Genomic DNA, 24,579 nt, shown 5'->3' on the forward strand with positions numbered 1-24,579 from the left:
GTGCGCCATCCGAAAGCAAAAATTCTTGTGGTTGATGACGATTCTATCAACCGCAAGATATTAGCCAAACCTCTCCTACAACATCACTATGAGGTAATCGAAGCCGTCAATGGTTTGGATGCTTTATCAAAAGTGAGCGAAGAAAATCCTGATATGCTCCTGTTGGATCTCATGATGCCCGAAATGGACGGCTACTCAGTACTTCAGCATCTCCGAAAAACAAAGTCTCAAGTGGAGCTTCCCATAATCTTAATTACTGCAATGCACGATTCACAAGACATTGTAAAAGGATTTCATCTAGGTGCTAATGATTACCTACAAAAAAACTTTAACAAGGAAGAGTTGTTAGCAAGGATAGAATCCGCTTTGCAAATAAAAAGTTTTCACAGTCAATTGAAAGAAAGGAATAATATTATCGAAAAAGAATTGGACATAGCACGTTTAATTCAAATCAATATCTTACCAAAAAAATCTCCCTTCTTACCTGGATTTGTTGTGAGTTCTTTATACGTTCCTATGGATAAAGTCGGAGGAGATTTTTTTGATTATGAGGAAGAAGAAGAATACTGTGATTTTTTAATTGCAGACGTATCTGGTCATGGCGTACCGGGTGCCTTACTTGCTACAGTCTTAAAGATGTCTTTCCAATACGCTCACACATTAAAATTATCTCCTACGGATACTTTGAAGCTTATGGACCAAAGTGTGTCCGAACGTGGAGCGCTTGGGATGTTTGCAACTGCAATGATTTTGCGAATCTTTCCGAAAACTGGCTTGGTGGAATATTCAAATGCCGGTCACCATCCCCTACTCCTGCATAGAAGAACTGAAAATATTTTTTTGGAATTCTCTACTCCTGGTATTCCTTTAGGGCTTAACTACGAGTTAAAACGAAAACCATTTTTGAAATCTGAATTTACTCTTGTCCCAGGTGACCGTTTAATTTTATGTACAGATGGTATCCTCGAAACGACCGATGGCCAAGGTAGTGATTACGATAGTTTGCGATGGAAAGATTTTTTAAGTGAAAACATAGAGTGTAAAACCGAGGTTCTCCCTAATCTACTCTTAAAAGACTTATACACATTTACCCCAAGTGCAAATTTTAATGATGACCTAGCATTATTGGTTATTGACTTTGATAAAAAAGAATTATGACAAAAGATACAATTAAACTAATTGAAGATTCTATGTTAGGTGAAAAATATGCGATTGCTCAAGTCATCTCAAAGATTGAATCACCAAATAGCCAAAAATTTAGAAATGAAATATTTTCTTATCTCACAGAAAGACGTTCGTTACACAATTCACTCACCATAGGTATCACAGGAACCCCTGGAGCTGGAAAATCATCCTTACTAGGAGAGATTTGTCGTGAATTTTTAAGAATGGCTCCAGGTAAAAAGATGGCAATTGTTGCCATCGACCCTTCCTCCAATATTAGCGGAGGATCTATACTTGGTGACAGAACTCGAATTCAATTGCCAAGAAGAGAAAATGCTATCTACTTTAGATCACAACCATCTCAGCTAGAATTGGGAGGTTTAAATCCGTATACATACCACGTGATCCGATTTCTTAGAAGTATTTTTGATTATGTGTTTGTTGAAACGGTTGGAATTGGGCAAAATGAAATCTCCGTTTCATTAATTTCAGACATCTCATTTTTAGTACTACAACCTTTAGGTGGTGATCAGATTCAATTTATGAAAAGTGGAATCATGGAGGTTCCAGAAGCATTCATCATAAATAAATGTGATGAAATTGGACTTGCAAATAATAGCTTCCATATGTTAGAAACTACTTTATCATTCTTAAAAGATGTGTTACCAAACCAAACCCTCCCTCCAATTTTCAAAACATCTGTTGTTAAAAAAATGGGGATCGAGGAATTGTTGCAGTTTATCATATTGTATCCAAATCGAAAAGATAAAGTGAATGAAGCAAGGACTCAGATCCAAAAGTGGATAAAGGAAGAATATGGAAGATTTGGTTTGAGTATCGTGCCCAAATTACCAAACCCACCTGCAGACTCAAAATCGCTTAATTATTTTGAGATATTAGAAACTTTGGTATCTGAAAAAATAAAACAATATGCAAAGATCGTTTAACGATTCCAAAGATATCGTTTTTCTATTTCAGCCATTTCTTCTTTCTTTCGTTTCTGGTCCCAAGAGAGTTTTTTCGCAAGATGGTCTATTACAATATTCAATTGCTCCCTGCCAAGTCTTCCGACCGTGCCTATCCCTGATCTACGAAAAAACAAATCAGATGCCTTGATGATTTCCTCTTCTTCACAAAGATAATCTATTTCTTCTTCAAAAAATATTTCGCCATTAGCAAGGGGGATCTCATATTTACCTGGCTTTGCTAACATTTTCTCTGCTATAGTTCCGTATCTAAAAGTAAGGATTTCAATCTTTCTACCGGAAACTTTTGGAAACTTTGCCTGTAACTCCCGAATCAATTCTAAACGAGGTTTTTGGTAAGCTCCTATTAAAAGTTCATCCTTTGTCTTACAAACTTTATCTGTATAACCAAAATATATATCGATTTGATTTACTATTTTTTCTGCTACCGACCGACTTGTTGTGTACTTTCCACCTAGGGCAGCAAAAACTCCAGGATATCCATCCTTATTGTAGTGAAAAATCTCTGCCTTTCGCGAGGCAGAATAAGTTTCATCTTTATGATTTGTATCCTCTACAAGCGGTCGAAGTCCACCATAAAAATACACGATATCGTTAAGAGTCAGATTTGAAAATCCATACGCATAGTTGATATCATCTATAAGCTCTTGAAGATCCTTTTCGGTGACAGAAAATTGATCAGGATGTTGGTCATAACGGACATCTGTCGTACCAATGATTGTCCTATTTCTCCAAGGGATAACAAACAAATGAGAACCATCTCTCTTTTGAGCAACGACACATTCTTTATCACAAATATTCCGAACTACGGCATGGATTCCTTTGGAACGTATGATTTTTGTATCAGTCGGAATACCTGCCAAGGCATCGATATAATCTGCCCAAGGACCAGCTGAATTGATTAATACTTTTGTTTGTGTATAGATGGTCTCTCCAGAGATGGAATCATCTATTTTTACTTGGTATGCTTTCCCCGAAAAAGTTTTACTTATTGAACTAACTTTTGCATAGTTATAAGCATGTGCTCCTTTTTTCTTGGCAGAGAAGATAAACTCACAAGTATGCCTTTCTGGATTTACATTCAAATAATCATAATATTGAAAAGAACCAATGACATTCTTTGGATGGATATTCGGGGATTTATATATTGTTTCTTCAAATGAATTCCAAATATACCGAGGGATTTTAACTTCATCTAAAATCTCCTCGTTTCGATCAAAGGAGAAAAGATTGTAAAGAAACATCCCTGCCCATAGAATCAGTTTTGCATATAGAGATCGTATTGGGATGAGAAACCCCATGGGTCTCATTGCATGAGGTGTAATTTTTGCTAAGATTCGCCTTTCTCTGAGCGATTCTCTTACTAGAGAAAATTCTAAATTTTTAAGATAGCGCAAACCTCCGTGTATCAATTTAGAAGTGGCTTGGCTAGTTCCTGAGGCATAATCCGACTTTTCGAGCAATAAACATCTGTATCCGCGTAGGGTAGCATCCCAGAGAATATTAGCCCCAGTGATGCCACCACCGACAATAATGATATCGTATTCTCGATTAATATTTGATAGGCGACTCTTTTTTTTATTCTTTGCAGTTAACATTTAATTTTTATACATTTTTCCTTGATAGAAAAACTTGCAGGAAGTTTTCCCATATTTTCTCCATCGACGTCAATATAGACATCTTCCTCAGAACTTGCTTCTAGATAACGTATGGTATCAGAAATAACTTTATCTTCTTGGGTTAGTTGACCTTTATAAATCTTTGAAAACTTCAAAAGCGATTCTGGTATTCCAATATCCGTGATAGCCAGAAAATCAATTTGCCCGTCATCAAGAGATGCCTTTGGAGCAAACCACATCCCTCCTCCTGCATATTGTCCATTAGCTAAAACAATCAACCGACAACGTTCTTCTATTTTCTTTTTATTATCTAAATTCAATGTAATTTTTTTGTTTTTATAAGTAAACAGGCAGATGAGAGTATAGAGTAAAAAAACAATTTTCCCACCTAACCATCGTCCCAAACGAGATCGATTTACTTTATAAACGACTTCTCCCCCCATCCCAAAATCCAGAAGATTTAAGCAGAGATAAGTGGATTTACCCTCACCATTTTGCAGAGTATAATTGACTTCGATTAGATCAATACTCCTTTCTATCCCATTTAACACCTTTTCGATGGCTTTTTTCGGATTTCTAGGAACTTGAATCGTCTTCACAAAATCATTTCCTCTACCAGCAGGTATCGGGCTAAATACCGCCTTCGCATTGATAGCTTTTCCATTTTCAAAGAAACCATTGATTATATTTGAAAGTGTTCCATCTCCACCGATTCCTATGATCCAATCAAATCCATTCTTCAATGCCTCGCTTGCCAATTCCTTTGCACTTATGGTTTCCGTAGTCTCCGCAAACTCAAATCTGTGACCAGATTGAGACAGAGTTTTTTGGATTTGCTTCCATACTTTTTTAGATGCCCCACCGCCGGAAACTGGATTGAGAATGATTTTGATAGCCATAGTTTAATCCTGATGATTTTTCGGGAAAAGACCAAAGAATAATACGTGTTCAATGGTTTCAATATAAGATTTCTCACTCTTAATTTCTTTTTGGAAGTGACCGTCTAGAAGAACCTCTACAGCACCGCGAATCATTCCCCAAGCGACTGCTACGTTCGGATAGGCACCCTTCTGGTTTGTGAGATTTTCGCTTCTTGTTTGTCGATAGATCTTTTCCAAAATCGAAAGTCGATTGTTTCTTTCTTCGATCAACTTTTCTTGCATTTCTGGCGATACATTGTCCAGATTCATAGAATCACCACATTGTTTCGCAACCAAATACATATTTTTGTCTCCCAAACAGTGTTCTATATAAATCCTAAGGGCAGCCTTTGCCATATCTAGACCAGTGCTTTCATTGAGAGCATTTTGCAATTTCTGTCTTAACCTAACGTAATCTTCATACTGAATTCTCGCCATGAGATCATCTTTACTTTTGAAATGAAGATAGATTGTACCTCGTCCTATTTCTAATTGTTTGGCGATGTCATCCATTTTCACTAAACTCGGATGTTTAATCTGAAAGAAACCTATAGCCGCCTTAAGTATATTCTCTTCTCGAATCGCGAATTCCCTTTTTTTTCGTTCAGAAACTCCCATTTTACTTGATACCCAATAATCCTTTTGGATTCATAATCCCTTTTGGATCGAAGATTTTCTTTAACCCTGTTAAAATTCTCAGCCCTTCCTCTCCAAGTTCTTTTTCTACCCAAGGTGACAAAAGGCGACCAATTCCATGGTGATGAGATAAAGATCCACCATTTGCATGGATGGTATCGATAAGGCCCTTATGAAATTTTTCAAAAGATTGAATTTCATTTTTCTCATCCATAGGGCAAATAAAGATGAAGTACAAATTTGCTCCGGTTTCATAAGCATGTGAAATATGCACCATACATGTTTGATTTGGAAAACTTTTTATATAGGCACGAGTCTTTTCCCAAAGATTCAATAATTGATGCCATGTAACAGCAGTTTCAATTGTGTCTATGCGAATAGCCTCGTCCATCAAAGCATCGCGAAGATATGCACTCGAATAACGCTGGTGCAACCACTTTTCAACTGGAGATTTCCCTGTAGAAAAGGCTCCTTTCTGCTTTGCAATTTTCCTGATCTTTTTTAAAACAAATTGAGTATATTCAGAATCGCCATCCACAATAATATGCATCAAAGATCTTTTCCCAGACTTATAACCGAGCCAGGAAAGGATTTTATCTTCCTTTCCATTCGCAAGCCCACTCATATGAAATGAAATTTCTGTTTCTTCTGGATCCTGGATTCTAAAGAAATGAGGTTTTCCAAATCCAGACTGCATCACAATTCTCATTGTTTCTACGGCATCTTCAAATGATTTAAAAATAAAGGATCCCTTGGCTGAATTTTGAGGATTGTATTTCCGTATCTTTAGAGTTGCCTTAGTGATGATTCCGAAGCTTCCTTCTGCACCAAGGAATAATCGAAAGAGATCTGGGCCAATGGATGCCGCAGGATACGGTTTGGATACGAAAGTTCCCTCCGGGGTAACAGAAGTTAAAGACAGAAGAATATCTTCCATCTTCCCATATCCGGTCGAGGCTTGCCCTGCACCTTTTGCGGCAATCCAACCACCAACAGTGGAGAACTCAAATGATTGCGGGAAGTGCCCACAGGTATACCCTTTCTCATTCAAAAATGCTTCTAAAGCAGGTCCGCTAATCCCAGCTTCCACAGTCACTGTCGCATCCGTTGTATTTAGTTCTAGAATATGATCCATTCGGGACATATCTACAGAAATCCCACCTTTGGGAGCTTGTAATGCCATCGTTACGCTTGATCCCTTCCCATAGGGAATGATAGGAACGCCTAACGAATTGGCCAAGGCTACAATCTTAACTACTTCGTTCTCTGATTTTGGATATAAAACTAAATCAACTGCTGAATTTACTTCACCGAACCGCGCACGGTAGATTTCGGAATAAAACTTACCTATCGAATGTTTGGCGCGTGTTACTTCATCAACTCCAAAGGAGGAGCTATCCACTATTTTTTTAAACTTAGCGATTGTAGCTGGTTTGAGTTTCTGTTTGGAGTTTATCTTTAGATGGGAAGCGGATTTCGGAAAATGTTCGCGGAACTCTTTTCGAACTTGGAAGGTAGTTTCAAAAAAATGTCGTGTGTGTTGCGGAAGCTTTTCTTCAATATCTTCTGCTCCCCACTTAAATATGTTACGTGTCGTCATATATGTCCTATTTGGCGGATGAGCAATTTTGAACTGGTGTCAATTTTTGACAATAAAGAAATTTTATTTTGTGAAATTCACAACTCCTTTTGGTATTCTATCCATATTTCTTCGATCCAAGATTCTTGGAATTCTGAAACCCCAAACAAAGCATTGAGAATATCAGCTATTTGGTTTTTCATTTCAAATCCAGTTAACAGCCATTCTATGAGTTCAAAACTCAAATCAATGGCAGGTATCTCAAACTCTTGGGTTTGGCCTTTTGAAATTTTTAAAAATATGTCCACCAATCCATTGAAGTCTCCACTCTCGATCAACTTTCGAATAAGATTCGGATACCTCACCATCAGAGTCTGCTTCTGAGAATTTGGCGTGAAATAGAATTCTGGCAAAGAGAGATTCTTTTTAAGCGATGATAAAAGAAAATCTTCACTTAATCCATGTTTCTTCGCTATGATGAGAATTTTTTCACCTAACAGAGAATCAACGAAAGGTGAAAAAGGAAAAGGTCTTTTTTCCATGAATAGAATCTACCCAGGAGTCATTCAGTAAACCTGGGTAGATGAGTCTTTATTTTTTAGGTGGAACAATTGCGTCTTTTGCAGACTTGGAAAGAGTAAATTTAACAACAGTTTTTGCAGGAATCACAATGGATTCACCTGTCGCAGGATTTCTACCTTTTCTTTTGGGACGGTTTCGTTTCACTAGTTTTCCCAAACCTGGGATTACAAATACGCCATTTTTTTTGGTTTCTTTGTAAGCTAATTCCACATAAGCATCAAGAAATGCCGCGACGTTCTTCTTAGTCATTCCTGTGATTTCAGCAAGTTCTGATAACATCTCAGACTTTTTCATTGGGGTTGCAGTTGCCATACTTTGTTCTTCCTCGGAACCATTCGGTTACTCAATATTTCGATGAATTATGATTTTCGTACAAGCGAAAATTTTTTGGATAGCACTTTTCTTCATTTTTCTTAGGAAAAATAAAGATTTTTTAAAAAAACCTTTATTTTCCTAAAGAATTCTGCATTTTCTGACTTTACGATGCCAAAACTCTTCTTTTCCAAAGTGATTGTCGTATGGAAACGAACTAAATTCGAATTGGACCTTGAGTCTTTTGGATCCCTTAGTGCCTACGAGAGAGTCACAAAAGATAAACCAGAAGTTTATGAGAGAACTCTTGCATCTCACGAAAGGCAGATTTCTTCCCGTAAATACCTTCGTGAAAGAGTATTCCCAAATGCTGACTTTGTCTTTCGAGAGGAGTTTGAAGACTTACTCAAAAAGAAAAAGTATGATCTAGTCATTTCACATGGAGGAGACAATCATTTCACTTATGTTGCCCACCAAGTAGCCAATATTCCCTTGATAGGAGTCAACTCTGATCCATTTACATCGGTTGGAGCTCTCCTTAGTTATACGGCAGAGGAATTAGAAAAAGAAGTGCAACAGAGTTTCATAGGTTCAGAAATCGAACAGTGGAGTCTCATCACAACTCAGATTGAATACCCAGATGGGACCAAGGTGGATACTGTGCCTGCCGTGTGTGAACTTTCCATCCGCAACAATAGCCCTGACTTGACCTCACGCTATTGGATCTCATACCAAGGCACTAAAGAGGAGCAGAAATGCTCAGGTTTGCTTGTATACACTGGTGCTGGCTCTACTGGATGGATTTCCTCCTGTTTCCCTAAGAAATTCCCACCTTTTGCAAAACAAGAACCATACTTTCATGTCTATGCAAGGGAAATCAGAAGCAAACAAACAGGGTATGAGTTTTCCTTGGCAGATTTCAGGGCTTTGGATGAAGTGGAAGTAATCTCGGAGATGAATGGGGGAATCGCTGTCGACTCGCTTACAGAACGACATTACTCATTCCCACCTTACTCTAAGGCAAGATTCAAATTGTCGAATGATACTCTCTCCGTTGTGGTTCCGAAAGGAAGAGGAAAAACAATGCAGGAATTACCTTACGAAATCGAACGAGAAAAGGTGAACGGTACAGTGATTGTTCAGATTAAAGGTCGAATGGAATCAGGGCCTCTTGATAAAATCACTCAAACCATCCTAGATGAAATGGTGGCTCCTGAACGAAAGCACCTCATCATCGATTTCTCAGAACTTCGTTATATCTCCAGTTTAGGTATACGAATGATTCTCGATGTGAAATTAAGCCTACAGAAAAAATCCAAAGACGTAGCCTTAGTGGGTGTTAGTAGCTCTATTGCCCAAGTCTTTCACCTGCTTGGACTTTCAGGTGCCTTCCAATTTTTTGAAAGTAGACCAGAAGCCTTCCAGTACTTTGAGGGCAAAAACAAATCCTAAATGTCAGCTCGTTTACCCATATGGGTATCGAACACGATACTACTTTGTTTTTTAACTTCACTTGGGATTTATTTTTTCGTACACAGGGAATTTGTAAGAGTTCAAGACGAGATGAACCATTTGGAAAACTTAGGTAATCTAAGTTTTGCGGTGGTACAAGAGATTGGTCGAGTCAAAAACAAGTTTCCTATTCAATATGAATGTCATTATTCTTTTTCATTAAAGAACGGCCAACTTGCTGAGTCCTCAGAGGTGATCCCTTACTCAATTTACAGAAAACTGAAATTAGGTGATTCAATTCAAATTTACCGGAAAGAAATGACGGTTTTTGGCAGGAAGATTGCCGTTTCAAAAATTAAAGAAAACGACGAAGTAAGCACACCACTCATCCACCTGGAACGATTCTTTCGTGGAGCAGTTGCCTACTTCGCAGTCCTCATTGGACTAGCAACCCTATTCAGGGCTTGGGGATTACAATTTCGAACTTATCGTTCCCCGTAAATAATAACTGAGATTGTCTGGCTTCCTGTAAATACGACTCAGGATTCGTCTCAAACGTTAAAAAACACATATACTTGTCATGTTTAACAATGTACATATAGTCTAACACGTTTAAATGTGGCATTTGTGAAAGAAAACCTCTCACCCATTTGCTATCTCGATAGACTCGCTCATATTTGATATTTGAGCCTTCGATTTTCTTTACCAACTCAAGATTCGCTTTAGAATAATCTCTGCTCAAAATCTCTTTCTTTAGGGTTCTGATTAGATTGTATTCTAACTTTGCTTTTTTAAGTGGTAGGTTTTCTGCCTGAGTTTTATAATAATACTCATAAAACTCTTTATCTTGCCCTTCTTTGCCATCATGGTTCTCAGTTTCTGGCGTTGAACCCGTATTATTGGGACTTGTTGTGGTCTGAGCCAAAACCAATGAACCTATTCCGGTCATTGCTATGACAAGGATCATAATGACTGAATTTTTATATCGTTCCATCAATAAAAGTATCGGAAAAAGAACTACGAGACTGGAAAGAAAATTTTCTGTTTCCAAAAAGGGAAACAAAGCCATAACTGGAACCAATGCCAGATTCTCCACTAGTGGCTTTCCAAGAAGAATTTCTTTCCGGAAAACCCGCCCAGAAAGATTATGTCCATTTTTCAGAGGTCAATTGCCACGACCTAGATCTATGGATTGGTAGAATCTGCCGTTCTGTCTCCTTGGAATTTTTGCATGAAATTCTCTTTACCATCCTAAATGAGCTTCTTGTCAATGGCTGCAAAGCAAATGCCAAACGGGTTTTTTTCCGCGAAAAGTCACTCAACCTACAAGAACCATCGGATTATAAAAAAGGAATTTCCCTCTTCAAATTCCAATTTGGGCACCATCGTACGGAACTCTTTCGACAGTTAGAGAATACCGAGTATCTCGTCAATGTGATCGCAAAAAACCATCCACAATACCTCGAGTTTAAAGTGTCCAACAATGCAAAGATTCTTGAAGAAGAGAGAAACCGAATCAACCAAAGAATCCTAGCTTCAGAAAAATACAAAAATATCAATGATGCGTATAAAGAGTCTGTAGATTCCGAAGAAAGCTCTGGGCTTGGCATTGTGCTCATACATATCCTACTTAGAAACTCAGGAGTGAAAGAAAAGTTTTTTGAATTAAAAACCGAAGAGCACCTGACAACTGTTACGGTAAGAATACCTAAACTTTTACTCCCCATTGATTCTCAAACCAAAATCAGAAATATACTTACGCAAGAAGTAGAAAGTTTACCTCCACTTTCCGCTCACATCCAACATTTGATTCGTGAAGTCAAAAAGAAAGACTCTGATTGGCACCCTCTTGCTGAGGAAGTAAAACGAGAACCAGCCGTAACAGCGGAAATTTTAAAAATTGCAAACTCTCCTTTATTTGGCGCACACCAAAAAGTCATTTTAATGGAAGAAGCCCTTAAGCGAATTGGACTAAAGAATTTAGAATCGATCCTTCTTACATTAGGGGCACGTAAAATTCTGAATGGAAAGTATGACAAACAAATTGCGATTTGGTCCCACTCCTTTAAAGTTAGCTTGTATGTTCGATTTTTAGGAGAGCAAATACATACCTATGCAAAATTTGCAGAGGTAGCATCTGTTTCTGGTCTTTTACATGACATTGGAAGGATGGTCTTGTTGAGTTTGGATCTAAGCCTTGTAGATCAAATTCGTGTTTTGAAAAGCGAGGATAACACTCAACTGTCCGAATGGGTAGAAGAATACACCCTTGGCATAACACACTCAGAGATTGGCTATATGATTGGGAAAAAGTGGAATTTTCCTGAGGAGATTTTAGACGTCATTCGATTCCATCATAAACCCTGGCTTTGCCGCACATCCAATGAAGTGTATTGTCGACTTGTCTATTTGAGTGATATCATGGCAAGTACGCATAGGGGAAAGGGAAATTATTATACGATTGAACCTGAGGTACTATCGACATTCGGAATTTACGATGAAAAATCATTTCAGGAACTCCTTGCTCATCTCAAACGTAAGTACGAATCTAAAAAAGAAGAATATGAAAGGATCTTATCATGAATTGGAAAGAGATGATCAACCAAGAGGATGCTTTTTTAGATGATCCGAGGAATGCCAAAGAATTTTCATTAAAAGGCCACCCAGAATATCCTTTTTTATCACAATTGGATGAAGAGGAAGTTTTGGAAATATTATCTGAATTTTTGGAAGCAGAAGGCCAAATCGTAAGTATCAAAAATTTGTTACAATATGCACCAATTTTTGAAATTACATTACATAGAAAAAATCTGCCTTCAATTTACGGATAGCTTAAGGAATATCTTCTACATCATTCGGTGAGGTGTGTGCTTCCTTATCACCAGTGCTGTATTCTATCTTTTTCGCAACTGATTTCTCCATGCTTGAGATCAACAATTCATTCGTGCGTGCGAGACGATCTGCCATAATCGACACCATCTTTGCTGCAAACTTTGGATTCTTAACTAAAAAATTTTCTAATTGCTGTTTGCTTTCTATGATTGCCAGTTCGGCAGAAGTGATAGTCCGAGCGGTTGCACTTCTGGGTTTGGAGCTAAACAAGGCCATTTCACCAAAAAAATCACCAGGTTTCATGATAGCTAATCTCGTTTGGCTATTGTTCACCGTGAAATAGATTTCCACATTCCCTTGAAGAATGATGTACATAGAATTATTCAACTCACCTTCTTTGAATATTCTTTGTCCGGCAGGAATGCTGATCTTGCTCATTAAAAGGCTCCTGGTATTATTTTTGGCATCTTTATCCCGAAACTGAATTCATTTTCGCTTGGCTACCAGGTAATTTCCTAAGAAACTTCTATCTGGGGTAAAAATGGACTGGGAATTACTAGGAATTGCACTAATCGGGATTTTTTATCTTTGCTATCGGGTTTCTGGGGAGAACTCTCCAATCTGGCAAAAGAACAAAAATGGAAGGGATACTACCTTAGACCAGCTAAGAGGCTTGGCTATGATTGGAATTGTTTGTATTCACATTCATTCATATTTTTCCTTTTTCCACCCAAAAGACACGCAGATCCTTACATATACCCTACTCTTTTCCAATCTCAGTCGTTTCTCAGTACCTTTATTTATATTTGCTTCTTCATTATTTCTGAGTAAAAAAGAAGGCTATTGGTTGAACAAAGGGAAGTCATTGGTTTTGCCGTATTTATTGGCTTCTTGTATTGGATATTTTGTAAAGTATTCTAATCTTTCACTTTTGGATTTAAGTGCAAAAATCCTTTTTGGGGAAGTATTCACTCCTTATTACTTTGTACCACTACTCTTTCAGTTTTATCTGCTATACTATTTTCTTTTCCTAGAAAAATGGAATTATCTGAGTTTAGTTTTGGTTTCTATACTTTCGTTAATTGTTAACTTTCTGTCAAATTTGGGATTGTTAGATGAATTGCTGCCAAAACAATACCATGCAATTTCAATCTTTAACTATATTGGTTTCTTTTTCCTCGGAATACTTTTGAAAAACTCGAAGAATTCAAACTCACTTCCTAAACAAGCACTGATATCATATTTACTACCCTTTACAATCTCAATGGGAGTGCTCATCATTTTTTATAGTTATAAGCATATCGATCTTAAAAATCACCATCTAGGTTACCCAATCTTGATGGTATTATTTCTGAGAGAAATACTCGCTTCCCAATCTGTTGGTAAAATGTCAAAGTTCCTTGGATTTGTAGGCAAAAACAGTTTGTATATCTTTTTAATCCACCCTTTTGTTATCCACTATATGCACGCTATTGATCCGTATTTCTTCTTCAATCCCTTGGTTGGTTATCTTATCACTTTGATTTTAAACATCGGCATACCAACCCTCATCGCATATCTGATTACATACCGTTCCCAAACTTTTGCAAATTGATTGTTCCACTTGAACGGACCGTCTGGAGAGCTTTGCTATATTCCAAAAATACAGCGAGACTATATTCAATTCTCTCCCTAATCATAGTATCATCCTCATCGATCGCATTGACATCGTTCAAAACCTTTTCTACATTCCGTACAATAACGTGATCAGGAACATAGACTATTCTAGTATTCTTATAACTCGAGGATCTCAACTCGGAAATAGGATAGGCTCCTCCTCTACCGGATGATATTGAAAAAAGTAAGCCAGGTTTGTGAGCGAAATCGGCACCACTGATAAATAGAAAGAAATTTTTTAAAGCAGGGCTTGCCATACCAGAATACTCTGGTGAGAAGAAAATGAATCCATCTGACTCCGTAAGTCCATTTGAATAAGTCTTCCAAAATTGTTTAATTTCAGAATCTTTCTGCCACATACCTGGCTCCCAAACTGGGAGAGGTTTTTCCCCTAAATCGAATGTCTGAGTCTTGATTCCGTGTTTTTTCTCAAGAATGCCTTGGACAAAGGAGGTTACTTTAGTTGATTGAGAATTTTTCCGATGGCTCCCTGAAATTAACGATATCTTCATTTTGCACCTTCGCCTTGATTACGATTATCTTTTTTATGGTGTCTCTTTTTATTTTTCCAATTTCTATTTTTATTTCTATTGTTATGTTTGTGATTTTTAGAATTCTTATCAGAGAGATATTTACTCTCTTTTTGGTCTTGTTTTCGCTTTTCGTGTTTTTCCTTTTGTAATTCCTTGTCCCTTAAAAACCGAGCCTTCTCATCGCCTTCTAGATGAATATATCCGAACAAGAAACCCGATAAGATACTTATTACTTTTTCCCATTGTTTTTTATCAAGATCTCCATAAATAGGATGGCTTCCGAAAGGTCCCGAATGTAGTTTGAAAGCAGTTAAAGCTGTGCGAAGCCTCATCTCAGCAGATTTTTCATCTCCAGATTCAGCCTTTGATGGGAATCCATACACCTGGGAGGCCTTTGAATAGAATCCAGATGACATGAGTTTTGCGAATTTATATTTACCTATAATCCTATGCCAAGTATTGAAGATTCGCTTTTGGTCTGCTGACTGAATGGACAATTCAATAAACTCTGCAATGAAGTTCATAATTTGGTAAATTGATAAATCGTATTTAGGTTTACGATTGCAAGATATAATGATGTTCAACTCATCTTCTACATCCGAAATTGATTTATACTTTTGTGGCGCTTTCATTTTTCCTCTTTAGATGGATAAGCCATATTTTTTTAATATATTCGAGATTTCTTTCTGTAAGTTTTCTCTATTTTTTGAAGATAATTTGCTTAAATCCAAACTGAGCGAGAATCGATGTTTTTTTTGGGGTGAAACCATTTCACCCCCTCTATTCTCTTTAGATTTAAGCAAAGACTCCAAATTTTTAACGGAAAGAGGTTTTCCTGATATCAAAAGTTCCATTACTGATTTTTGGTCTAATCTCGCAATTGAACTAAGTTGTTTTATATACCTTTCTGAGTATCCCAGTAATTCTGCGACCTCATCCGCAGTTTTTTTCTTCTCTTTCCTGAGATATTGAATCGCCCTACCTACTTCCCAAGGATTTAAATTTTTCCTTTTTTCATTCTCTGCTAATGCCATTTCATAGCAGACATCCTCATCTGCATCAGTAACCACCGCGGGAATAGTAGACCAACCAAGCTTTGTCGCGGCTCTAAATCTTCTTTCGCCAGCAACAATTGTATAACGATTCTTTTCTTTGCGTACGATGATAGGCTCAATTAAACCCAATCGTTTCATGGAGAGTACCAAATCTTCTACATCTTCTTTTCCAATTAATCTTGGTTGAATGGGATTTGGTACAATAAGCTCCATCTCAATAACACTTGGATTATTTTTTTTCTCGGTGTAAGCAGAGATTAAGTCCAGAGCTTTGAACTCACTTCTTTTGGACATTTAACTTCTCCTTTAATTCATTAGCCAATTCCTTAAAATTTTTCAGCGTATTCTGATCAATTTTTGCGAGAGGAGTCATCTTGGCTTGAGCCTGAGGAATCGATTCTCTCCGATGAATGACGGTTTCAAAAACTGGAAAATATTTTTTTATGCCTTCTGCCAAACCTGCTAAAGCCTTTTGAGATTCGTATTGATTTAATACTGCACCCAATAGTTTTAACCTTTGGTTTGCCTTTTTTTGGATTTTGGAAATTGTTTCGTACAAATCCTTTATCCCTTGTAAACTAAATGCTCTCGTTTGAATAGGAACTAAAACATAATCCGCTGCTATTAATGCATTCTCCAAAATCAATCCCAATGAGGGAGGACAGTCAATGATGATATATTCATAGGACGATCTCACTGGCATTAGTGCCTCCGAGAGTAACTCAAAATCGTCCCTTTCGTAAGGAGTAGTTAAATTTGCCAATTCTAGACTCGAGGGTACGATATGAAAAGTGTCCGTAATCTCTTTAATGATTTTAGACAATTCCAAAGGTTTTCGTCCTCGATAAGATAAACAATCCATAATGGAAGGTCCGTCTTCCTTACTATACAACTGAGTTACGTTCGCTTGTGGATCCCAATCAACCAATAGAACCTTGCAATGCAAGGCCAAGGCTTCAGAGAGATAGAGACTGATAGTAGTTTTCCCCTCCCCGCCCTTCTGATTTGAGATGGCAATTATAGTTGAATCAAACTCAGACTCTTCGGGAACATTAAAGTACTTCATGAGCACTGAGCCTTTAAATCTACCTGATTTTATCCCAGGTATTTTAAGACTCTTAGCTCTTTCCAAAAACTCCCTTTCTTCGAGTTTTAAGATTTTGGATGCCTCGCTAGCACTATATTCTATTTGAGCTTCCATGTTCGTTCTCCTAAGAAAAAAAAATTCTCAATGCCTTGTCAATTTAATTATGTCTCATCTCAATGACACTAGGGTGAAATCATTTCACCCCTAAAATTGTGGTCGCCTACCCTATTTAAAGTGTCTAATCGGTGTAATAATGGTCCTGAAAAAACATAAGATAATATTCATTGTTTTGCTCTTGTCTCTATCCCAATCATCCTATTCGGAGGTAATCTGGGGTCCAAGCCTTGGCAGAAGCGGTGGAGAATATGTATTTGAAACGGGAAATCGATTCCCAAATCTCTCGGGTATCCGCGGAGGATCTCGAATATCTTTCACCCGAGATTATACACAGTTCGGATTTAACGTCGGATATTTTGAAAAAAATTGGGAAGTTAGGACAAAGGCATTAACTTCAGGATGGAATCAAACCTCCGGAACTGCCAGAGATGAAGACTTCATAATGGGATCCACCTCCCAGGAACAGACTACACAAATAGCTACTCGAGAATGGGCATACTATGATTCGGCCCATGTTTTTTCTGGAACACGGAATTTCGCTGACGGGATCGGCAAGTCCACCCTAAGGCATGATTCAATAGAATTGTTCGGTCGAAATTATTTTCAGGACGCAAGCCCAGATTATTGGAAACAAGGTAGTGGTTTCTTTTTAAGCAGTGGTTTTCGATATTCCTATTTTAAATATATTTTTTACGATGTAAATCAGTTCATTGACTCTCGTCCAGTCTTCTATGGACCCATAGGAATCGGCCTATCCATGTCAAATGACCTATACGAATTTTTTATGGGTGGCGGGTATCGATATTCGGGAGATGGCTATTATTTTGATTTCAGCTTTCAGCCCTCGATTGGAAGAGTTAAGGCAAGGGATTTTCATTACCAGAGATCCATTAATTTCCTTTCCGACAACATAGGCTTTGGCTGGCAGTCGACAATCGAGGCAGGTTATCTCTTGAACGATAGTTGGCTGACATACTTAAAATTGGAGCATAGACGGTTTTTTAGTGAAGGAAGTTTCAAGGCAAGAGGAGGTTTGACTAGAGAAGATATTCTCGCCAATGTATCTGGCGGTTTCAAATCTCACATAAATATCAAAGACTTCAATGTGGAGTTAGGTGTGTTAAACAAAGTTAACTGGAATGCGCCAAAAGAAACAGATTAAAGTGACAAATTACCAAACACTAATGTATCCTGATCTTGGTTACCCTTATGAATTGCGAAAAAGTAGAGGGAAAAGTATAAGTCTTACGATATACCCAAACAACTTTATTATTTTAAGAATTCCAAATAGAATGCCAAAAAACCAGGTGATTGAATTCTTACAGGAGAGAAAGTCTTGGGTACAAGCAAAATTCCAAGATAACAAAAAACACAATCCTAAGAGAGCAGAATTTAAAGATGGAGATTTAATACCTATTTTTGGGAAATTAAGGCAAGTAATACATACAAAAAATCAAGAAACAAAATTAAGCAATACCATACTCTACCTGAATATTAAAGGAATCAAATCAGAATCAGGTTTTAGAACTAGAGCCTTGTCATTTCTGAAGAATGAGCTTTTACAAATAGCCAGTCCCATTTTAACCGATGCTCTCAAACAAATTGGTACTAAAAACTACGATTTAAAGATTAGAAAAATGAGAACCCTTTGGGGAAGCTGTAGCTCTAATCACCAAATCTCTTTAAATCTTGGGCTAATTTTCTGCCCGATGGAAGTCATAAAGTATGTCATCGTTCACGAAGCAACACATACAAAAGTATTCAATCATTCGACAGCGTTCTGGCATTTATTGTCTGCACTAGATAAAAATTTTATGAAATCAGAAAAATGGCTTAAAGCAGATCGATCAAAAACACTTTGCTATCTACTGTGAATAAAATCAAAATTTTATTTGTTTGTTTAGGCAATATCTGCCGATCACCTGCCGCCGAAGCAAGTTTTACAAACTTAGTGAAAGATTGCGGTCTCAGCAATTTTTTTGAGATAGATTCTTGCGGTACTTCTGGCTATCACGACGGAGAACTTGCAGACCCAAGAACTAGACTGGCAGCCAAAAAAAGAAATAAAGAAATTACACATCGATCGCGAAAATTCCTCCAAAGAGATTTGGAAATCTTTGACTATATCCTTGCGATGGACAAATCAAATTATGCATATCTATTGAAATCTGTTAGTTCAGATACAATATTAAATAAAATATTTTTATTCAGATCATTTGATAAATCTGATGAATACCAGGAAGTTCCTGATCCTTATTATGGAACCACAAAGGATTTTGATGAAGTTCAATTGATCGTGGAAAAAGCTTCTTTTTGTTTTCTTGAGTTCTTGAAAGAAAAATATCCCTATCTAAGGCAGAGTATATGACATCCAAGAAAAAGGTTATCGTAATCGGCGTCGGTTTCGGCGGCCTACAAGTTATCAAAACTTTGGGCAATGATCCAAACTTTGAAGTAATTGGAATAGATCGAACAAATCACCATCTTTTCCAGCCCTTATTATACCAAGTAGCAACGGCAGTTCTTTCTCCTGCCGATATAGCAATACCAACTAGATCGATAACCACAGATTATAAGAATGTTAAAATATTCATGGCAAAAGTTGAGCATATAAACTTCGACTCAAAAACCATTTCCTTCTCTGGGCGAGAGGAAACTTTCGATTACCTTGTGATCGCAACAGGCGCTCAAACGAGTTACTTTGGAAATGCAGATTGGCAAAAATACACTTACGGACTAAAAAATTTGAAAGATGCTTTAAATCTTCGGCGAAGAATTCTGATGTCTTTTGAAGAAGCTGAGCTATCAGGGAATATAGATGTCGCAAAACGTTTATTAAACTATGTAATTATTGGTGGAGGACCAACAGGAGTGGAGCTTGCAGGATCGATTGCTGAGCTGTCAAGATATAGTATGCGGAGAGATTTCCGATTGATCGATCCTGCAATGACAAAAGTTACTTTAATTGAAGCAGGACCAAGATTACTTTCAAATTTTGCTACAAGTTTGAGCGATTTTACAAAGAAAAGCCTTGAGGATAGGGGAGTAGAGGTTCTAGTAAATTCTCCTGTCCAATCTATTGATGAAAAAGGTCTAGATCTAAAGGATAGAAGGATAAATACACAAACCATCATTTGGGCTGCCGGGGTTGAGGCATCTTCGTTTTCACAAAGTCTATCTTTTGAAAAGGATAAAACTGGACGTATCATTGTAGATGAATATTGCCGTGTAAAAAACCAGAAAGATATCTTTGCAATAGGAGATACTGCAAATTTTTCGTATCAATTGAATCGCCCATTGCCAGGGGTTTCACCTGTTGCTATGCAACAGGGTAGATATGTCGGCCACTATCTCCGACAACAATCAAGACCTTCATTACTGAAACCTTTCCAATACTTTGATAAGGGCAATATGGCTACGATTGGTAAAAACGATGCGATTGCAGAAATAGGAAAGTTAAAGCTGAAAGGATTTATTGGTTGGATAGGTTGGTTGTTTGTACACCTTGTTTACCAAGTTGGGTTTAAAAATAAGGTTAGCACCTTAATCAGTTGGATTTGGAGTTACGTAACTGTTAGAAGAGGTGCTAGACTCATACAAGAAGATATTTCAAACACCTAATTAGATCTTAGATTGTATCGGTTTTTCTCTGCTTCCGAATTGCATTGTTGGTTTGTATATTCAATATTGATAGCAAAGATAGTGCCTGCTCTTGCCCTATCTGAGTCAGTCGAAAATCGGTCTAGTAGGGGCAATATATATTGATAGGCGAAGGCTCTTTGTTTTTTACATTCTTCTTTGATCTGGTCTTCTCTTGAGAGATTACAATGCATCAATAGCATGAAGAGAAGGAAAGATACTTTCATTCTTCTTCTAGTATTTTTTTCAACTCAGAAAAAAGAGCAACATCTTGTGAATCGAGTTCGGCTAATGTAGGTTCTACCACATTAAGATCAGCTTTCGCCTTATCAAATTGGCCTTTTTTGTATTCTGGCTTGTGAGTTACTTTAAGTGCGATCTCCCCTTTATATCCTGTGTCACCCTTTGCCTCTCGAATAAGGGAATTTGCTCGCTTTAAATGAACTCTTGCTTTATTTTTTACACCGTCCTTTGCCTCAAACAATGCAATCGCTTTATTATAAAAACTAATCTTTTTTCTGTGGATATCTGTTTTTTCAGCCATTGCGCTACAGTCCGAAAAGGTCTTACAAGCTTTATTGATCGAATCCTCTTGCGAGTACAAATTAAGGGTGAACGTTAATGATATAATGATCCAAATCCATCTCATACAAGAAGTGGATACAAAAGGATCGGCAAATTCAATCATTTATTTGTTTTACTTTTGATTTGGAATAGTAAGTCTTAACGTATGGAACCGATTTCCATCAAGACAAAATTCCACAACATTGAAGGTTGGGAGACTGGTAATCCGCAGGGAAAGACCATTCTCGCATTCCATGGATGGCTAGACAATGCGAATACTTTTCTACCCCTTGCGGAACACTTCCCAGACTATCGCTTTATCTCTTTGGATTTCCCTGGACATGGTAAATCCTCCCACAAACCTGATGGAACGATTTACCATTTCGTTGAATATGCTTTAGAAATTATCGCGGTATCTCAAGTTTTAGGCCTAAAAGATTTTATTTTATTGGGGCACTCGATGGGGGCCGCCATTTGTACGTTAGTTGCCGGGCTGGAAGTATTGGAATTAAGTCATTTGGTTCTAATTGAAGCATTAGGTCCTATGACTTCTGAGCCAAAAAAAGCTCCCGAAATTATGAAAGAAGCGATCTCTCAAATTTTACATCCAAGAGGAAAGAAGGAAACATATTTTCCTGATTGGGATTCCGCCATTGCAATCCGAATGAGGGCAGGAGATATGAAAAAAGAATCTGTTGAAATTCTAATGGATAGAGGATTAGAGAAGGGGCCGAAGGGATTACGACCTAGGAGAGATTTAAGACTGCATTACAATTCCCTGATACGATTGACAGAAGAGCATGTCATCTCTTTTTGCAAAAACATCCAATGCCCAACTCTCCTGTTACTGGGGAAGCAATCCATGTACCCAATCTCTCAAATTTTTGAAGAAAGAAAAAATGCAATACGAAACTTTAAAGAAGTCTTATTAGAAGGTGGTCACCATCTTCACCTAGATGACCCAGAACCCATAGCAAACGAAATGAAAAAATTTTTAAGTGAAAGCTCAAATGTCCGAGAACAATAGGAAGCCATCCATTCATGGCTATGAAATTCACCATTCAACCTGTTATGGGTGTGGTAAGGAAAACCAAATTGGTTTGAATGCGGATTTTACATTCGATGAAGAATCAGGTGAGGTAAAGTTTAACTATCTTTTTAAACAAATGTTCAATGGAGCACCAAATTTTGTGCATGGTGGTATTCTTTCAACACTATTAGACGAATCAATGGGGGCGCTCTGTTTTCATTTGGGTTATATCGTAATGACAGATACCATGGGATTTAAATTCCATAAAGCAACGCCTGTAGAGAGAGAGCTGTTTATAAGGGCCTGGCCGATCAAAAAAGAGAAACGGAAAGTTTTTCTGGAATGTGAGATCAAATCATTAGATGGGTCAATCCTGTATGTAAAAGGGGAGGGGGCATTCCACATCCTACCACCGCGTTTTTTTTCAGAGAAACTAACTGGAGAAAAAAACTCAGTTGCTTTGGATTTACTTAATATTAATAAATTACATCGAGCTCATTTATTTGAAAGGATAGGTTCATGATCCAAAAAATTCTACTAACAATCACCATCATTTCTCTACATGCTTGTGCATCCTTGTCTCAAACAGATTCAAGTGAAAACGTCGAAGAGTTTGAGTTACAATTCAAGGATGGCAAATTCATTCGGACGGAAAGGTTTAAAAACTCTGGAGGAATCAGGGCAAAGGGTGAAGTAAAGGCAGAGTGTGGTGGGGCAAAATGTACGCCTGCACAGGCAGAAAAATTTGCACCTGCAAAAATTAAGTCTCTCGTGAAACACGGGGCATGGGAAGAATACTTACAATTTGAACAAGAAGGCTCCACTCCAGAGAACAAAAAATTCAAATCTATTTTGGACTCATATGGCGAATTTTTAGATGGGAAAAAAGTAGGTATATGGAAAAAACCTGATCCAGATTCACCAAACAGAACGTTAGCGGAAGTTCCTTGGGTCGATGGCAAAAAAGAAGGTGTAGCAAAATCTTACGACAAATCTGGCAATTTGATCAGCGAGACCGAGTTTAGTGATGACAAACGCAACGGCAGATACTGGAAAAAAACTACAAAGGGAGAATGGCTCGAAAAAGGAACCTATAAAGATAATGAAGAAGAAGGGGAGTGGACCTTTTACTTCACAGGCATAGATGGAAATGGTGTAAAGACAGTTGTTAGCTTCCAAAAAGGCCAAAAACAAGGTAGCGAAACCAATTATTACAAAGACGGAAAGATCGAGTCGCAAGGGAATTACCAAAATGGCGCGCGTTCTGGACAATGGAAATTGTATGGCGGACTTGGGAATTTATTGGCGGAAGGGCCGTATTCGGCTAAAGAAGGTGTCAGTGCTGATGCTGAAATTAAACATGAACGCACTGGAATCTGGAAAGAATACTATGCAAATGGTGCTTTGTTTGGAACAGGACAGAGAAAACACACTCGTACGGGTAATTGGAAATTTTACTATAACAATGGACAGGTGGCTTATGATGGAATCATGGCCAACGAAAGTATGTTTGAATCCGCAAAGATTTTTGATCGAGAGGGAAAGATACTCGGTGATGGAAAACTTTTTTTCTCTCTAATAAAGATTGATGAAACTTCAGGCGATTTGAAATTAAATTATAAACCTAGCATACCCTTCATTTACTTTTATCCATCAGGTAAAAAAAGAATGGTAATTCGAGATAAGGACGATGCCACTGAGTTTTCAGAAAATGGAAAAGAATTAGGAAAGGGTCCTGTTGACCCCTCTGGTAGGAAGATGGGCTGTTGGATCATCGAAGGAAAAAAAGAATACTATATGTTGGATGCACCTAAACCTAAATTAACTGCAACACAATGTCAATAGAACAAAATAAGATTTCACAATCTCAATCTATTATTCAAAAAGTCAAAGGCGAGCTGGCCCAAAGTATCGCCGGCATGTCTACTGTCATAGATCCACTTTTGATTGGTTTGGTGGCGAGAGGCCATGTGCTTTTGGAAGGTATGCCTGGTTTAGCTAAAACTCTATTGGCAAAACGCTTGGCTAGTTGTGTAGATGCCAAGTTCAAGAGAGTCCAGTTCACACCCGATTTATTGCCGGCCGATCTCACTGGAACAAATATTTTTAACCCAAAAACTACAAATTTTGAGATCAGAAAAGGCCCAATCTTTACCAACGTATTGTTAGCGGACGAAATCAATCGAGCTCCAGCCAAAGTACAATCAGCCTTACTGCAGTGTATGGAAGAACGGCAAGTGAGCATTGGAGACCAAACATTTACTCTGGAAGATCCGTTTTTTGTAATGGCCACACAAAATCCTATTGAACAAGACGGTACCTACCCATTACCAGAGGCTCAGCTAGATCGATTTTTGTTCAAAATTCAAGTACCTTATCCCAAAGAAGAAGAGGAGCTACGGATCTTAAATTTGCATGGTAGAGTTGGCTCTCTAAATGAAACATCCAAACCCGTCATTCACATAAACGAGTTAACAGAAATATCCGAGACCTCAAACAAGGTATTTATTGACGAGAAGCTTTCCCAGTACATCGTTCGATTGATTCGAAATACCCGCCCCGAGGACACATCTGACTCAGACTTAAAATCGTATATTAAGTTTGGCGCAAGTCCAAGAGCAAGTTTATCTCTATTGAGAGTTTCACGCATTTCAGCAATCTTTGAAGGTCGCGATTTTGTAATCCCTGAAGACATCATTCGTTTTTTTCCAATCATTGTTGGGCATAGAATGCAGCTTTCACTAGATGCAATTACGGAAGATGTTCAAATAGATTCCATTCTAAAAAGAGTTTTGAGTATTACTGAAGTTCCTTAA

Annotated in this window: 29 protein-coding genes; 15 read left to right on the top strand and 14 right to left on the bottom strand. The window is 37.8% G+C overall.

Features of this window, described 5'->3' with window-relative positions; all coding sequences use genetic code 11:
• Nucleotides 1-1,158: a PP2C family protein-serine/threonine phosphatase gene (locus DI060_RS17435; protein ID WP_108978279.1), complete on the top strand. Its 1,158-nt coding sequence runs from the start codon at nucleotides 1-3 to the stop codon at nucleotides 1,156-1,158.
• Nucleotides 1,155-2,111 (top strand): P-loop NTPase family protein, encoded by a 957-nt coding sequence (locus DI060_RS17440; RefSeq protein WP_108978280.1) that lies wholly within the window; start codon nucleotides 1,155-1,157, stop codon nucleotides 2,109-2,111. Before DI060_RS17435 ends, DI060_RS17440 begins: the two co-directional genes overlap by 4 nt.
• Here the strand turns inward: DI060_RS17440 and DI060_RS17445 are convergent.
• The 6 genes from DI060_RS17445 to DI060_RS17470 all read right to left on the bottom strand — a co-directional run bounded on the left by DI060_RS17445 (nucleotide 2,108) and on the right by DI060_RS17470 (nucleotide 7,798).
• Nucleotides 2,108-3,748, bottom strand: coding sequence for a glycerol-3-phosphate dehydrogenase/oxidase (locus DI060_RS17445; RefSeq protein ID WP_108978281.1), 1,641 nt, complete (start codon nucleotides 3,746-3,748; stop codon nucleotides 2,108-2,110). The two genes, DI060_RS17440 and DI060_RS17445, sit on opposite strands and share 4 nt — an antisense overlap.
• On the bottom strand, nucleotides 3,742-4,668 hold the full coding sequence (locus DI060_RS17450; protein WP_108978282.1) for a diacylglycerol/lipid kinase family protein: 927 nt from the start codon (nucleotides 4,666-4,668) through the stop codon (nucleotides 3,742-3,744). Before DI060_RS17450 ends, DI060_RS17445 begins: the two co-directional genes overlap by 7 nt.
• 3 nt (nucleotides 4,669-4,671) lie before the next feature.
• Nucleotides 4,672-5,307, bottom strand: coding sequence for a TetR/AcrR family transcriptional regulator (locus DI060_RS17455; protein WP_108978283.1), 636 nt, complete (start codon nucleotides 5,305-5,307; stop codon nucleotides 4,672-4,674).
• A 1-nt stretch (nucleotide 5,308) separates the two neighbouring features.
• Nucleotides 5,309-6,925, bottom strand: a complete 1,617-nt coding sequence (locus tag DI060_RS17460) for an FAD-binding oxidoreductase (RefSeq protein WP_108978284.1) — start codon at nucleotides 6,923-6,925, stop codon at nucleotides 5,309-5,311.
• 77 nt (nucleotides 6,926-7,002) lie between these two features.
• Nucleotides 7,003-7,446, bottom strand: coding sequence for a M14 family metallopeptidase (locus DI060_RS17465; protein WP_108978285.1), 444 nt, complete (start codon nucleotides 7,444-7,446; stop codon nucleotides 7,003-7,005).
• A 49-nt stretch (nucleotides 7,447-7,495) separates the two neighbouring features.
• Nucleotides 7,496-7,798 carry an HU family DNA-binding protein gene (locus tag DI060_RS17470; protein ID WP_108978286.1) on the bottom strand — a complete coding sequence of 101 codons (303 nt, stop codon included), beginning with the start codon at nucleotides 7,796-7,798 and terminating at the stop codon, nucleotides 7,496-7,498.
• Between the two features lie 171 nt (nucleotides 7,799-7,969).
• On the opposite strand from DI060_RS17470, the gene DI060_RS17475 reads away from it, so the two are divergent.
• Nucleotides 7,970-9,250, top strand: a complete 1,281-nt coding sequence (locus DI060_RS17475) for an STAS domain-containing protein (protein ID WP_108978287.1) — start codon at nucleotides 7,970-7,972, stop codon at nucleotides 9,248-9,250.
• Nucleotides 9,251-9,751: a hypothetical protein gene (locus DI060_RS17480; RefSeq protein ID WP_135355094.1), complete on the top strand. Its 501-nt coding sequence runs from the start codon at nucleotides 9,251-9,253 to the stop codon at nucleotides 9,749-9,751.
• Here the strand turns inward: DI060_RS17480 and DI060_RS17485 are convergent.
• Nucleotides 9,708-10,346, bottom strand: coding sequence for a hypothetical protein (locus tag DI060_RS17485; RefSeq protein ID WP_244594490.1), 639 nt, complete (start codon nucleotides 10,344-10,346; stop codon nucleotides 9,708-9,710). The two genes, DI060_RS17480 and DI060_RS17485, sit on opposite strands and share 44 nt — an antisense overlap.
• Here DI060_RS17485 and DI060_RS17490 point away from each other — a divergent pair.
• The gene (locus DI060_RS17490; protein WP_108978289.1) at nucleotides 10,331-11,833 is read left to right on the top strand and encodes an HDOD domain-containing protein; all 1,503 of its coding nucleotides are present in this window, start codon (nucleotides 10,331-10,333) and stop codon (nucleotides 11,831-11,833) included. The two genes, DI060_RS17485 and DI060_RS17490, sit on opposite strands and share 16 nt — an antisense overlap.
• Entirely contained in the window at nucleotides 11,830-12,081 is a 252-nt protein-coding gene (locus DI060_RS17495; protein ID WP_108978290.1) for a hypothetical protein, read from the top strand. Before DI060_RS17490 ends, DI060_RS17495 begins: the two co-directional genes overlap by 4 nt.
• Nucleotide 12,082: 1 nt before the next feature.
• Here DI060_RS17495 and DI060_RS17500 read toward each other — a convergent pair whose 3' ends face one another.
• A complete protein-coding gene (locus DI060_RS17500) occupies nucleotides 12,083-12,520 on the bottom strand; it encodes a Crp/Fnr family transcriptional regulator (RefSeq protein ID WP_108978291.1) in 438 nt (145 codons plus the stop codon).
• A 103-nt stretch (nucleotides 12,521-12,623) separates the two neighbouring features.
• Between DI060_RS17500 and DI060_RS17505 the strand changes: the two genes are divergently transcribed.
• A complete protein-coding gene (locus DI060_RS17505; RefSeq protein ID WP_108978292.1) occupies nucleotides 12,624-13,676 on the top strand; it encodes an acyltransferase family protein in 1,053 nt (350 codons plus the stop codon).
• Here the strand turns inward: DI060_RS17505 and DI060_RS17510 are convergent.
• From DI060_RS17510 to DI060_RS17525, 4 genes are read right to left on the bottom strand one after another with little or no spacing between them, the layout of a single operon-like run.
• Nucleotides 13,645-14,250: an NADPH-dependent FMN reductase gene (locus DI060_RS17510; protein WP_108978293.1), complete on the bottom strand. Its 606-nt coding sequence runs from the start codon at nucleotides 14,248-14,250 to the stop codon at nucleotides 13,645-13,647. The two genes, DI060_RS17505 and DI060_RS17510, sit on opposite strands and share 32 nt — an antisense overlap.
• Complete coding sequence (locus DI060_RS17515) at nucleotides 14,247-14,903, bottom strand: DUF1569 domain-containing protein (RefSeq protein WP_108978294.1); 657 nt, start codon at nucleotides 14,901-14,903, stop codon at nucleotides 14,247-14,249. Before DI060_RS17515 ends, DI060_RS17510 begins: the two co-directional genes overlap by 4 nt.
• 9 nt (nucleotides 14,904-14,912) lie before the next feature.
• On the bottom strand, nucleotides 14,913-15,620 hold the full coding sequence (locus tag DI060_RS17520; protein WP_108978295.1) for a ParB/RepB/Spo0J family partition protein: 708 nt from the start codon (nucleotides 15,618-15,620) through the stop codon (nucleotides 14,913-14,915).
• The gene (locus DI060_RS17525; RefSeq protein ID WP_108978296.1) at nucleotides 15,604-16,527 is read right to left on the bottom strand and encodes a ParA family protein; all 924 of its coding nucleotides are present in this window, start codon (nucleotides 16,525-16,527) and stop codon (nucleotides 15,604-15,606) included. Before DI060_RS17525 ends, DI060_RS17520 begins: the two co-directional genes overlap by 17 nt.
• Nucleotides 16,528-16,666: 139 nt before the next feature.
• Here DI060_RS17525 and DI060_RS17530 point away from each other — a divergent pair, with 139 nt between their 5' ends.
• Genes DI060_RS17530 through DI060_RS17545 form a run of 4 tightly spaced genes read left to right on the top strand, consistent with a single transcriptional unit; the run spans nucleotide 16,667 to nucleotide 20,151 of the window.
• A complete protein-coding gene (locus DI060_RS17530) occupies nucleotides 16,667-17,692 on the top strand; it encodes a putative porin (protein WP_108978297.1) in 1,026 nt (341 codons plus the stop codon).
• Between the two features lie 22 nt (nucleotides 17,693-17,714).
• Nucleotides 17,715-18,404: a M48 family metallopeptidase gene (locus tag DI060_RS17535; protein ID WP_282097158.1), complete on the top strand. Its 690-nt coding sequence runs from the start codon at nucleotides 17,715-17,717 to the stop codon at nucleotides 18,402-18,404.
• Entirely contained in the window at nucleotides 18,401-18,898 is a 498-nt protein-coding gene (locus tag DI060_RS17540) for a low molecular weight protein-tyrosine-phosphatase (protein WP_244594492.1), read from the top strand. Before DI060_RS17535 ends, DI060_RS17540 begins: the two co-directional genes overlap by 4 nt.
• The gene (locus DI060_RS17545) at nucleotides 18,895-20,151 is read left to right on the top strand and encodes an NAD(P)/FAD-dependent oxidoreductase (protein ID WP_108978300.1); all 1,257 of its coding nucleotides are present in this window, start codon (nucleotides 18,895-18,897) and stop codon (nucleotides 20,149-20,151) included. Before DI060_RS17540 ends, DI060_RS17545 begins: the two co-directional genes overlap by 4 nt.
• Here DI060_RS17545 and DI060_RS17550 read toward each other — a convergent pair.
• Entirely contained in the window at nucleotides 20,148-20,396 is a 249-nt protein-coding gene (locus tag DI060_RS17550; protein WP_108978301.1) for a hypothetical protein, read from the bottom strand. The genes DI060_RS17545 and DI060_RS17550 overlap by 4 nt on opposite strands.
• Nucleotides 20,393-20,713, bottom strand: a complete 321-nt coding sequence (locus DI060_RS17555; protein WP_135355095.1) for a hypothetical protein — start codon at nucleotides 20,711-20,713, stop codon at nucleotides 20,393-20,395. Before DI060_RS17555 ends, DI060_RS17550 begins: the two co-directional genes overlap by 4 nt.
• A 186-nt stretch (nucleotides 20,714-20,899) precedes the next feature.
• Here DI060_RS17555 and DI060_RS17560 point away from each other — a divergent pair, with 186 nt between their 5' ends.
• Genes DI060_RS17560 through DI060_RS17575 form a run of 4 tightly spaced genes read left to right on the top strand, consistent with a single transcriptional unit; the run spans nucleotide 20,900 to nucleotide 24,579 of the window.
• Nucleotides 20,900-21,760: an alpha/beta fold hydrolase gene (locus DI060_RS17560; protein ID WP_108978303.1), complete on the top strand. Its 861-nt coding sequence runs from the start codon at nucleotides 20,900-20,902 to the stop codon at nucleotides 21,758-21,760.
• Nucleotides 21,744-22,286, top strand: a complete 543-nt coding sequence (locus DI060_RS17565) for a PaaI family thioesterase (RefSeq protein WP_108978304.1) — start codon at nucleotides 21,744-21,746, stop codon at nucleotides 22,284-22,286. The genes DI060_RS17560 and DI060_RS17565 overlap by 17 nt, the downstream gene beginning before the upstream one ends.
• On the top strand, nucleotides 22,283-23,608 hold the full coding sequence (locus DI060_RS17570; protein WP_108978305.1) for an LIC20035 family adhesin: 1,326 nt from the start codon (nucleotides 22,283-22,285) through the stop codon (nucleotides 23,606-23,608). The genes DI060_RS17565 and DI060_RS17570 overlap by 4 nt, the downstream gene beginning before the upstream one ends.
• Complete coding sequence (locus DI060_RS17575; RefSeq protein ID WP_108978306.1) at nucleotides 23,599-24,579, top strand: AAA family ATPase; 981 nt, start codon at nucleotides 23,599-23,601, stop codon at nucleotides 24,577-24,579. Before DI060_RS17570 ends, DI060_RS17575 begins: the two co-directional genes overlap by 10 nt.

It is taken from the genome of Leptospira ryugenii (genome assembly GCF_003114855.1).
Lineage (GTDB): Bacteria > Spirochaetota > Leptospiria > Leptospirales > Leptospiraceae > Leptospira_A > Leptospira_A ryugenii.